General features: G+C 43.0%; 12 protein-coding genes and 1 pseudogene. 2 read left to right on the top strand and 11 right to left on the bottom strand.

Annotated elements, in window-relative coordinates; genetic code table 11:
* Positions 1–1,265 (top strand): annotated as a pseudogene (locus tag VIP81_RS13555) (hypothetical protein); the annotation flags it as partial.
* Positions 1,266–1,376: 111 nt separating this feature from the next.
* Complete coding sequence (locus VIP81_RS13550; protein ID WP_331961363.1) at positions 1,377–2,504, top strand: C1 family peptidase; 1,128 nt, start codon at positions 1,377–1,379, stop codon at positions 2,502–2,504.
* Positions 2,505–2,787: 283 nt separating this feature from the next.
* Here the strand turns inward: VIP81_RS13550 and VIP81_RS13545 are convergent, their stop codons facing one another.
* The 11 genes from VIP81_RS13545 to VIP81_RS13495 form a co-directional block, all read right to left on the bottom strand.
* Positions 2,788–3,075 carry an acylphosphatase gene (locus VIP81_RS13545; RefSeq protein WP_331961360.1) on the bottom strand — a complete coding sequence of 96 codons (288 nt, stop codon included), beginning with the start codon at positions 3,073–3,075 and terminating at the stop codon, positions 2,788–2,790.
* Positions 3,076–3,519: 444 nt separating this feature from the next.
* Positions 3,520–4,116: a 2'-5' RNA ligase family protein gene (locus VIP81_RS13540; RefSeq protein ID WP_331961357.1), complete on the bottom strand. Its 597-nt coding sequence runs from the start codon at positions 4,114–4,116 to the stop codon at positions 3,520–3,522.
* A gap of 135 nt (positions 4,117–4,251) precedes the next feature.
* Positions 4,252–5,013 carry a triose-phosphate isomerase gene (gene tpiA / locus VIP81_RS13535; protein ID WP_331961354.1) on the bottom strand — a complete coding sequence of 254 codons (762 nt, stop codon included), beginning with the start codon at positions 5,011–5,013 and terminating at the stop codon, positions 4,252–4,254.
* A 13-nt stretch (positions 5,014–5,026) separates the two neighbouring features.
* Positions 5,027–6,205: a putative sugar nucleotidyl transferase gene (locus tag VIP81_RS13530; RefSeq protein WP_331961351.1), complete on the bottom strand. Its 1,179-nt coding sequence runs from the start codon at positions 6,203–6,205 to the stop codon at positions 5,027–5,029.
* 68 nt (positions 6,206–6,273) lie between these two features.
* Positions 6,274–6,525 carry a type B 50S ribosomal protein L31 gene (locus tag VIP81_RS13525; RefSeq protein WP_079473370.1) on the bottom strand — a complete coding sequence of 84 codons (252 nt, stop codon included), beginning with the start codon at positions 6,523–6,525 and terminating at the stop codon, positions 6,274–6,276.
* A 75-nt stretch (positions 6,526–6,600) separates the two neighbouring features.
* Positions 6,601–7,092: a YajQ family cyclic di-GMP-binding protein gene (locus VIP81_RS13520; protein ID WP_133811672.1), complete on the bottom strand. Its 492-nt coding sequence runs from the start codon at positions 7,090–7,092 to the stop codon at positions 6,601–6,603.
* Positions 7,093–7,185: 93 nt separating this feature from the next.
* Positions 7,186–7,947: a head GIN domain-containing protein gene (locus VIP81_RS13515; RefSeq protein WP_331961341.1), complete on the bottom strand. Its 762-nt coding sequence runs from the start codon at positions 7,945–7,947 to the stop codon at positions 7,186–7,188.
* A gap of 41 nt (positions 7,948–7,988) precedes the next feature.
* Entirely contained in the window at positions 7,989–9,074 is a 1,086-nt protein-coding gene (locus tag VIP81_RS13510; protein WP_331961338.1) for a hypothetical protein, read from the bottom strand.
* Complete coding sequence (locus VIP81_RS13505) at positions 9,058–9,612, bottom strand: hypothetical protein (protein WP_331961335.1); 555 nt, start codon at positions 9,610–9,612, stop codon at positions 9,058–9,060. Before VIP81_RS13505 ends, VIP81_RS13510 begins: the two co-directional genes overlap by 17 nt.
* Complete coding sequence (locus VIP81_RS13500) at positions 9,612–10,178, bottom strand: sigma-70 family RNA polymerase sigma factor (RefSeq protein ID WP_331961332.1); 567 nt, start codon at positions 10,176–10,178, stop codon at positions 9,612–9,614. Before VIP81_RS13500 ends, VIP81_RS13505 begins: the two co-directional genes overlap by 1 nt.
* Before the next feature lie 337 nt (positions 10,179–10,515).
* On the bottom strand, positions 10,516–11,337 hold an 822-nt coding region (locus VIP81_RS13495), incomplete at its 5' end, for an outer membrane beta-barrel family protein (RefSeq protein WP_331961329.1).

The raw sequence follows: 11,337 nt of genomic DNA, 5'->3' as shown, positions 1-11,337 counted from the left end.
TCATTGCCACCGGCCTTGTATCCATTGCCTGGTTAAACCCCGCCAAAGGGAAAAGCAATGAAGCTGAACAAAAGAAAGTAAGCGAAAAAAAACAGCTCAATTCCGCACCACGGAAAGATGTGACTACCGCCATCGATTATGTGGTTGAACCATCCAACACTAAAAACAATGGGTTCCAACATCAACTGGATTGTGTGACCGCAGTAGATACTGCCATACTGGAAATGCCGGCTCCGCCACCACCTCCCACACCGCCAGCGCCCAATACCATTCCTACGCCAGCACCAACACCAATGGCTCCGCTTTCGCCTCTGAAAGGAGAGCTGTCTTCTCCACCACCACCGCCGCCACCAGCCTATAGCTATAATTATAACTATAGTTTCAATAAAACCTGCGACAGTACTCCTGTAACCGTTACTTCAAAAGTAAATGTCAATACGGCCAATAAGGTGAAGTCTTCTGTGTATTACAACAGTGACACACAACTGGACAAAGAAGAAATCCGTAAACAGATCAAAGAAGCACAACGCAGCATTCAAATCGCTATGAAACAGTTGAATGAAGTGGACATGAAGAAAGTACAGGCGGAGATCCAGGCAGTTACTAAAAATATCAACTGGCAGGACCTATCTGCTGAAACCCGCAAAGCACAGGCGGAAAGCATAGCTGCCCTCAAAAATATTGACTGGACTCAGATTAGCAAAGCCCAGGCAGAAGCCACGGCTGCATTGAAAAACATTGACTTCCAGTCTCTCAGTAAAAATCTGGCCCTGGCTTACAGCAATTTGAATGTAAGTGACCAGGTGCGTAAACAACTCGAAGATGCCCGCCAAATGGCCGGCAACGCGCAGGAATACTCGTCCAGCCAATTGGAAGAAGTACGCAAACAAAGAGCAGAAGCCCTGGAAGACGCCGCCAGAGCAAGAAAAGAAGCTGCCAAAACCAGAGAAGAAAGTAGTGGAGTAAGACTGGAAGCCAAAAAAATGGCGGCTGAACAAGCACAGATGGCAGACCAGGCTAAAAAAGTAGCCGCTGAACAAAAACAAGTAGCCGACAGCTACCGCGATATGCTCCGCAAAATGGAGGCAGACAATCTGTTGGATACCCAGAAAGATTATAGCATAGAAAAAAACGATAAAGGCTTGTTTATCAATGGTGTGAAGCAGTCCGACGCAGTGGCGAACAAATACAGTAAATACCTGAAAGCCAAACATGTAGCCATTAAAGGCTCTGCCAATACTTATAATACGAATGTAGAAAACTAATTACTGCCATTCTACTGCAGATTACATCCGTACCATTACCGTTCATACGGTAATGGTATTTTTTATTATAGTGGTTCACTTATCTTTAGGTTAATTATTTAACGATAGTATATGAAAGCATTTTGTATTACACTTGCCATGTTTACCGCCATCATGGCGAATGCACAGGAAAAAAGCGTAGTAATCAACAACCTTGTAAATGGAAAAAGCAACGCCACTACCCCGGTGAAAAATCAGGGTATGACAGGCACCTGCTGGTCATTTTCATCCACTTCTATGGTAGAAACAGAATGTCTGCGCAAAGGGCTGCCTGAGCTGGATCTCTCTGAAATGTTTACCGCCCGGAATGTTTATATAGAAAAGGCAAAGAACTATGTACGGAGACAAGGCTTTGCCCGCTTTGATGAAGGCGGCCTGGCACATGATGTGATCCAATCTATTGCAGCTTATGGTATAGAGCCGGAAAGTGTGTACAGTGGATTAAAAGGCAATGCCACCACACACAACCACGGAGAAATGGTGGTTGCCATGAAGAAATACCTGGATAGCATCATTAAAGTATCACCGGTACCCGATAACTGGATAACTCAGTTTACCGGCATCCTGGATAATTACATGGGACAGCCTCCTGCTTCGTTTGAATACAATGGTAAAACCTATACCCCACAAACTTTTGCAAAGGAAGTAGTGAAGTTCAATGCAGATGATTATGTATTTCTGACCTCCTTCACGCATCATCCTTTTTACAAATCTTTCATTATAGAAGTACCGGACAATTTCTCTAACGGCGCTTATTACAACGTACCGTTAAAAGAATTGACCAGCATCACCGAAACGGCGCTGCAAAAAGGTTACACGGTATTGTGGGATGCTGATGTGAGCAACAGGGGATTTGCTTCCAGCAAAGGATTCGCCTTATTGCCACAGCCGGGCGCTTCGCTGAAAAAAGATAGTATCGATCCGGATGTAGCTGAACCCACTTATACGCAGGACTCACGTCAACAGCTATACGAAGAATTGGTAACACAGGATGATCACCTGATGCACATTACGGGGATTGAGAAAACACAGCAAGGTAAAACCTTCTTCCTGGTAAAAAATTCATGGGGTACTAACTCCAGTCCATTTGGCGGCTACGTGAATGTTTCTGAAGCTTATTTTGCGGTGAATACCATTACGATTGTAGTGCCCAAAGCTGCGTTGGATAAGTCTTTACAGAAGAAGTTTAGTATTAATTAATGCTTAGTAGTGCCCAAAGCTGTATTGCGCAAGTCTTTGCAGAAGCTTAGTATTAATTAATGCTTGTTTCCGATACAGCAAACACCCATCATATCGCATGACGAAAGCGCAAAGAAATTTATACGGTCGTATTCAGTTGCATTGCCCCGTTAAATTTCTTTGCGCCTGTTGTCAACAGGTCCCGGTTAACTTTTTCTCTGCGATTTCTAAAAGCTCATAGCAAAAGGCTAATTGCTTACGGGGCATAGGTATCTGAACACCCGCTGTAAACCGGACCAGGGATTTATGAATAAAGGATAGTAAAGCCTTTAATATGTTGTACGTCGCCGGTTGTAATTTCCAATTCCTTTACTGCAGCCATAGCAGGTCCTGATTTACACCAGTCAATGAAATCTTCCATTGCCTGCTCTTCTGCTTCCGCCAGAATCCATACGTTTCCATCCAGCAGATTTTTCACTTGTCCCTGTACATTCATTGAATCGGCTACGCGCTTGGCATTTGCCCTGAATCCTACTCCCTGCACACGGCCTTTCACAATAATTTCCTTGTGTACAATTGTCTTAGTTGTCATAAATTTTATTCGATTAACGCGGTAATGGTCCTATTTCTGACTGTATGCACTACAAATGAAGGAGGACACTCTCAAAAAACATTCAAAATTTCCGCTAAGATACAAACAACTAAAAACTTATTACAAAAGGGAATGAAGGGAACAAACACGAGGAAAGGATTCTCTCATACAAATAATTATCTGAACCAGGATTTGCCGGATAATGGATACGCAGCATCATATGAAATTGGTATGCTAACGGATCAATAACGTTGCAACTGGCTACCATCGAAGGATAGCAGCTGAAGGCTGCAACAGCAACAGTATGAAAGGATGGTTAACATGAGGGAAACAAACATTGATGAACATTGATATAGGGGGTAACAAATTATTTATCCGTCCCAAATCCATCAATTCTGCGAATCTACCACCCGGCAATCCTGACTCAGACAACTTTATAGCTGCTTATGCAGCGTAATTAAACAATGAACCAACCATGTGTTCAATATCTCCAAATACAAAGTCTTTCACGCGTTCGTATTTACCACCGGCAGCAGGCCTTTTCAGCAAACTAAAACAATGACAATTGAAGCTGCGTACAAATATTTGCTGCGCCAGCAATGGCATGACCATATTGACTTCCGCATCATGTAGTCCTCTCGCCAGCATAATATGCGGTTTGAAGGTCTGCGGCTTCAATTCAAAAGCCTGCAGAATACTACGATGCAATTCAATCAAAGGTTTGGGATTCGCTACATTGATGAAAACACTGTTGTTTCCATCAGCATGCCTGAAAGCATCCATCTTTGCCGTGTAAATGGCAAAACCAGCCTGCTTGCGCGCCACCTCTTCCAGCATGGTCACAAAATCTTCCTGAAAACGCTCAGGAAACGCTGATCTGAACAACGCCACATGAACAGGCGCCCCCGACATGCCTCCATCATTTAGCTCTGCAGCTACAAACTGGCGGATACGGGTCACATCTTTAGATACCAAAGCATCCGGATTCACCACCAACAAATAATCAAATAACTCTTCCGAAATTTCATAATTCGTATTCATAACCTGATATTTTAATTCTCCCTGTTAGAATGACAATACGAATATACAACCTTTTTTCGGAATTACTAATTTTTTTAGCATTTTTTACTAAAAAAATACGCAGCTTTACTAACTGCGTATCTCTCAATTATTTATTTATGACAGCTTTTCTATAATCGCTACAAAATCAGCAGCTACCAAAGAAGCGCCACCAATAAGACCTCCATCTACATCAGGGCAGGAAAACAACTCAGCTGCATTACCAGGCTTAGCACTGCCTCCGTATAAAACAGAAGTATGTAAAGCGGCTTCACGGCCAAATTTATTAGCAATCTGAGAACGGATAAATGCGTGCATATCCTGTGCCTGTGCAGAACTGGCGGTAAGACCCGTACCAATCGCCCAGATAGGCTCATACGCGATCACTACATTTTTCAGTTGCTCTTCTGTCAGATGAAACAGACTTTCTTCCAGTTGCTTTGCTACATAAGCATTCTGTGTTTCCGCCTGTCTGATTTCCAGTGGTTCACCACAGCAGAAAATTGGTTTCAGCCCGTTGGCCAGTACCTGGTCGATCTTCTTTGCCAGTATCGCATTGCTTTCCTGGAAATACTCTCTTCTTTCAGAGTGACCCAGAATCACATAGTCCACGCCGATTGATTGCAGCATCTCTGCAGATACCTCACCGGTATAAGCACCGGATTTTTCACTGGCGCAATTCTGTGCCGCTACGTAAAAACCAGGATAGTTTTTCAGTAACGCCTTCGCTTTCAGTAAATAAGGAAATGGCGTAGCCACCACTACTTCCTGTCCTTCTTTCAAGGTAAGTCCTGCCTGCAGAATGTCGTTGATCAACTGCTCGCCCTGCGCCAGCGTAAGATTCATTTTCCAGTTACCTGCAACAATTTTCTTTCTCATAAATACTGTAATATTAAGTTTTAAGGTCTTTCTGTTTCGTTAACGCATGTAAAGCGATCAATACCTCACTATCCACTGCTGATAAAGTTTGGCCTTTTAACGCCATCCAATTACCGGCGTCTTTCAGTGCTTCTGCCAGCCGGTAAGACTCCTGCCCTCCCCAACTGAAAGAAGGTACAAATTTAGGCGGAAAATGGCCACCAAGCACATTGCTGGACACGCCAATCACCGTTCCCGTATTCAGCATGGTATTAATACCACAACGACTGTAATCTCCCATCAGCACGCCACATTTCATTCCCGCCGACACCGTCTCTCCCCGGGCTTCCAACCATACTTTTACGGTGGATACATTGTTTTTCAGATTGGAACAGGAGGTATTTGCTCCCAGGTTACACCACTCACCGATAACGGCATCGCCCAGGTAACCATCATGCCCCTTATTCGAATAACCGAACATCACACTGTTCTTGATTTCCCCGCCACCAGTACAAAAAGGCCCCAGGGTGGTAGCTCCATATATTTTTGTACCCATCTTTAATACGGCCCCTTCTCCCAACGCAAAAGGCCCCCTGATCAGGCACCCTTCCATCACCTCGGCATTTTTCCCGATATAGATAGGTCCCGTACTGGCATTAAGTATACTGCACTCCACTTTAGCCCCCGGCTCCAGGAAAATGTCCGTATGATTGATCTGTTGATTGGTGTGTGATAAGGTAGCCGATGTCCGGCCTGCTGTAAGCAGCTCAAAATCTGCCCTGATTGCTTTATCGTTGAGCGCAAAGATATCCCAAGGCTTATAAATTCCCAGTACTTCTCCCGGATAATTTTTCCGGTCACCCGCCAACAGTGCCGGTACATCTGGTCCCAACACCGCTTTGGCCAGTAACTGATGATCTTTATACAACTCCTGATCCGGTTGCAGCACTTCAATTGCAGCTACCAGCGCAGCATCCGGCAGTATGTGTCCACTCAGTAATATGTTTACTGCCTGCCTGTCTTTATGCAGCAAAGGATATTTATCCTGTAAATGCGGTACAGTAAAATGGCTTACTCCTGTACCCAGCAAGCGTTCCCATTTCTCCTGAATAGTGAGTATTCCTACTCTGCAGGCCGCTATGGGTCTTGTATGCGTAAAGGGGTATAACAATTCACGTACGGGCGTGTCAAAAAGAATATAATTACGCTCCATAAGTGGCTAAAATAGAAAATCCCATCGATAAGCCGATGGGATTTCCCTAAAAATATTTTACTTAGAAACTATGCTTTTTTAGCGTAGCGCTTGTTGAATTTGTCAATACGTCCTGCAGTATCCACCAATACGTTCTTACCAGTATAAAAAGGATGAGAAGTATTGGAAATTTCCAACTTGATCAACGGATACTCATTGCCGTCTTCCCACTTTGCAGTTTCTTTGGAAGGAGCAGTAGAGCGGCTTAAAAAGCTCTCACCGTTTGACATATCTTTAAATATCACAAATCTGTAACTTTCTGGATGGATTCCCTGTTTCATATCAAAATTATTGTAAATACAGGGTGCAAAGTTAACTAATTTTCTTTAACACCCAAAGATTATTCGTAAAAAAAATCAGGATTTCATGTTAATATACTGCAAAGGTATGCCCAGATTGGCTTCCTTGGCTTTCTGTATAACATCCTGTAAGTCATCAATTTTTTTGCCGGTTACCCGTACAATATCGTCCATAATGGCCGCCTGTACCTTCAACCCCGCGTCTTTAATCATTTTCACTATCTTCTTGGCATCTTCCTGTTTGATCCCGTTCCGTACAGCAATATCCTTCTTAAATACCTTACCGCTCTGGTAAGGTTCCTTACTGAGATCATAGATAGAAGCATCCAGCCCCTGACGCATGGTACGACTCACCAATACGTCCAGTACCTGACCCAGCTTCATATCACTATCTACTTCTATATTCAGCACCAGTTCTTTCTTGTTCAGCTCTATTTCCACATGTGAACCCTTGAAATCAAACCTGTTGGTGATTTCTTTCTTCACCGTGTTAATCGCGTTATCCAGTGTCTGTAAATCTACTTTGCTAACAATATCAAAGGACGGCATAACTTAAAATTTTATATTCGAACAGCAAATATAAAAAAGAAAAAGCAGGTAGAGAACTACCTGCCGCATATATACTCTAAATCTAACTTGTTATCAAATCTTACTGATCCGGCCCATGCCTGATATAGCCTGGGTTACGCCCGGATCTCCTTTATATTTTACTGTACCCATACCGGAAATACTTACATCCAGTTTTTTCTGTACAAATACATTTGCCTTGCCGGTACCGGAAATACCAATTTTTACATCATTGGTAGATAAGTCCAGGGCCTGGATGTCTGCTGCGCCGGAAATACCATATTCGGCGCTTTCGGAACTACCCTTCAGTTTTACATTACTGGCGCCGGATAACCCTACTTCCAGCGACTGCGTTTTGATATCCAGCGTGGCATCTGCGGCGCCACTGAATTTTAACTGAATACGATCACTGTTTAAAACATTCGTGCTGGTAAATCCACCTGCTCCACTGGCAGACAACTTATCCACCTTCTGCAGGGTAACATATACCTTAATATCTTTGGTAGGATTGATGCTATATCCTTTCTTGGAATGGATACGCAGTTCTCCACCGGAAATGTCCGTAATAATATAAGGCAGCAGGTTTTCTTCTGCTTCTATCCGGACACTGTGAGTACTACCCTGGGTAATCACTACTTTATACACTCCGGAAGTGCTGATATCCGTAAAAGCAGCGGCATCTCTCGATTCCTGTTTCACATTTCCATTACCCCTGATTTTCTCCTCATTAATACCAATGTACTTACCATTAATACTGCCATACTTAAAGGAAGCAAATACACCGGCTGCCAACAGCAAAGGCAGGGCAATCATGACATACGTGGCTAATCGTTTCATAGTGTAACTGTATTTATAAGATTTTAGAATGACGTTATTTTTTAAAAGACATCGAGCTTAACATCTGAGTTAGTACCCTGTATTTTTATATAGGGAGATGATTCAGTCCCACCGCCAGCCTGCGCTGCGTAATTAAGGGCCGGGCCTTTCTTGTTAGACATGACGTTCTTTAACTCCAGTCCACCGGTTCCCAAATCGCCATACACCAGGTTAACGCTCATATTCAATGGCTGTTTGCGGGCAAAAAACATCCTCACGTCAGAATAAGTAAGCTGGAAATCTGCCTGTTTAAAACCACTACCCGTCTTCAGCACTTTCACATCTCCATAAGTCATACGCATATTAATGCTGTGCTGCAGTTCTTCGATTCTCACATCGGAATAGGTACAACGACCTTCCACCAAATCAGCCGACTCTATTTTATAATCATCGTAGTTAGCCGCTATTTTCAAACTACCCAGTTTCCCGATCGCATATTCGCTGTAGTTAGAGCTGGTTTCCAGGCCTGCCAGCTGATCGGCGCGGATAGTAGAATAATTGCCCTTCACCGTTACTTTACCCGCTTTCCCGATTCTTCCTTTATCACAATAGTTAATTCTGAAAGTAAGATCTTCCGCTTCCCGGATATCGAAGGTGCAATAGTTCATATCCAGCGTCGCCGGAAATGTAAACTTGTCTGCAATTACATCTCCGAATTGATTTTCTACCTGTAGTTTTTGCAGACTTTGAGGGATGTAAACATCGTAATCAATATTTACATAGTCTTTGGAATCCATTTTTCCACCCCAGGAAAACCAGCTGGAACCTCCTTTGGAGGGACTATAGGCGGTACGCATAGATACAGCGTTGCTGCTGCTCTTATCGGTGTCCACATCTACCAGTTCTGCGATAGACTGGGCCTGTGCATCATTTTTGCCAAAGCCGGTAACGGTAATGGTAGCTTTAATTTCATTCTTGTTCCAGGCATGAAAAATAATCTTACCATACTTATTGGAAATACTTAAAGTAGCATTATCACTTACCGTAAAGTTTTTGACAATGGTTTTTTTGTAAGGTGTTCCTCCATTGTGAGCTTGCGCTAATAACGGGAGCAACAGGAATAACAAGCATTTAAATCTCAGCTTCATATTGCTTTTTTGTGTGACCGGGAGTTGCACGTTTCTGTTGTAACTCCTCTAATATTTTATCAAGTAAATCCAGCTTTAGCTGGTAGTAGCGAACAAGTGCTGCGCGGATTCTTTCATTGCCGGGATTGTTCTTTAATTCTTTTTCCAGCGCTTTGTAGGTATCGTTGCGAAGTTCCAGTTCTTTACGGGCCGTGCTGTCCAGGCCCAGTTCGTCCACCGGGTAGGCATTGATCAGCTGCAGCTTTTCGTTTATACGTGAGGTATAGTATGCTTTTGCTTCCTGCATTTCCGGCGCTATAACTGCCAGCTCCTGCTGATGCTGTTTATGTTTGGTAAAATAAAAGAGGGCGCCGGCATTTATCATCAATACCAATATGACGGCTGCTTTAAACCAGTTTTTCTGTAAAAGCTGTACTACCCTGCCTTTTCCTTGATTAGTCAGTTCTTTCTCCAGTGCATCCCAAACCCTTGGCGAAGGTCCGGGCATCTCAAATTCCTCCCGATGCTGCTGGATAAAATTTTCAAAATTGTCTGGCATTAACGAGTTACATTTTGCTGTTTTACAATTTGCCTTACTTTTTCTTTGGCACGCATATACTGCGTTTTTACGGTAGATTCAGTGATACCCAGCATTTCTGCTATTTCCCGGTGTGAATACTCTTCAAAAAGATAGAGATTCAAAACGGTACGATATCCCTGTGGTAAACCATGGATGGCAGATTTTACTGCGGCAACGGTCCAGGTAAACTGGGCTTCATCTATGCCGTCTTCTGTCATTACTTCCACTTCATCTACATCTTCAAAATACACTTTCTTTTTGCGCAGTGTATTCAAACAATGATTTACCACAATCCGTTTAATCCAGGCACTTACACTATGATCACGTTCCAGTTTGTTAATGTTCTTGTGTACCTGGATGAAGGCCTCCTGTAAGGTGTCTTCCGCATCACTCACGTTATTCGTCATCCGCAGACAGATATTATACATAGCAGCGGCGTACGCGTCGTACAATTCGCGGAATGCGCGAACATCCCCCTTTTTGCAGCGTTCTACTACATTCTCTGCTATTTGCGTCTGATTCAAGTTAGTGGCTGATGCTTTCATTATAAAGACAGTAATTGTAAAAAAGGTTGCATGTTCGTTGAAAGGATTTTCCAGCTTATTGTGACTTTAGCCCATCTTAAACAGCTATATCTTTTCTATCTATTTAATTATTAATATATTATAGAGATGGATGAAAACTATATCTGGTATAAAAATATTCTTCAAAATTATGTGAATGCCCGATCGGATGCTATCAAATTACACCAAAGGCCTCTTTTCTGTGACGAAACCAGGCTATCCCAGGTCCGGAAGTTTGAAAGGAAAACGCAGCCCAAATGATGGGCTACGTTTTTCCATCCTTTATATACCTAAAAAACCATCTTTAGGACAGGGATACTTAGTTAGCGCCCTCTTTTACACGATTTTGTTCTGCTTCCAATCCTGTCTGACGGCTACGTGCGGCCTTTACATTCGTATTTCCAAAACGGTAGTTAAAGGTCAGTCTCACCTGACGGCTATCCCGTCCACTGGATACAGAAGTGTATTTACCTGCATTTTCAAAGGATCCACGGAAGTAATTTGTCTTGAAAACATCGGCCAGATTCAGTTTCACGGAGCCTTTACCTTTCATTACTTTCTTTGATACACCCAGATCCAGTGAAGACATAGACTTCATTCTAAATAAGCCCTCATTGGTGACCTGCGGCGAAACATAGAAGTAAGTCACTTCTGCTGCGATGTCTTTATTAATGGTAAACGTTTGTTGTGTGCGGCCAAAGAACCCACCAGAAGCAAGTTTCACCGGGTTGTTGTTGACTACTGTTTCATATTTTCCGTAGGAAACAGATACCGTGGTAAAACTCATCCACCATTTGGTAATCGGCATGGGCAGTGAAATATTCAGGTTAAAATTGTCTGCACTCGCCACGTTCATGTATTTGTAACGAACAATGGAAGTATCTCCCGTTGACTTGTCCACGTCTGCTTCCAGGATCTTGGTCATCATATCTTTTGTACGGGAATAACCAAAGGAGGTGATCAGGAATTCCTTGAAAGTATGCGTGATTTCAAAGTTGTTGGAGTATTGTGGTTTCAGGTTTGGATTACCTGCTTCTTTTGTATACCTGTCCAGGTAGAATTCAAATGGATTAAGATCTTCGTAGCTCGGGCGCTCAATACGGCGGCTATAGCTCAATCCAAGGGTATTGCTTTTGTTCAG

Source organism: Chitinophaga sp. (assembly GCF_036566945.1).
Lineage (GTDB): Bacteria > Bacteroidota > Bacteroidia > Chitinophagales > Chitinophagaceae > Chitinophaga.
The sequence above is the reverse complement of the archived record's forward strand: the minus strand, read 5'-3'. Positions and strand labels throughout refer to the sequence as shown.